Source organism: Pseudomonas sp. Kh14 (assembly GCF_900291005.1).
GTDB lineage: Bacteria > Pseudomonadota > Gammaproteobacteria > Pseudomonadales > Pseudomonadaceae > Aquipseudomonas > Aquipseudomonas alloputida.
In genome coordinates this window covers 1-233 of sequence record NZ_OLKJ01000334.1, presented here as the reverse complement: position 1 = coordinate 233, position 233 = coordinate 1, and the positions used below count along the sequence as shown (strand labels likewise).

General features: G+C 52.4%; 1 pseudogene. It reads right to left on the bottom strand.

What is annotated here, in order from left to right:
* Window positions 1–233 (bottom strand): annotated as a pseudogene (locus FQ668_RS28330) (hypothetical protein); the annotation flags it as partial.

Below are 233 nucleotides of genomic sequence, written 5' to 3'. Positions count from 1 at the left end.
TAGTTGACGCGTAAATTGGTCAGAATATCGTAAATACCCGGCTCGTAAATTTCCCAGCCGCGATACGGATTCATTTTCCGGCCTGGCATCTCGTAATAATCAAACAACCACTCCGGCATAAACGGCGACTGCGGGTTGACGGCATTTTCGCGGCATTTCACCCGACGCGGCTGGTAATAGTTGATGCCCAGCAGGTCGATTTTTCCTTCGGCGATCAGCGCACCGTCTTCCGG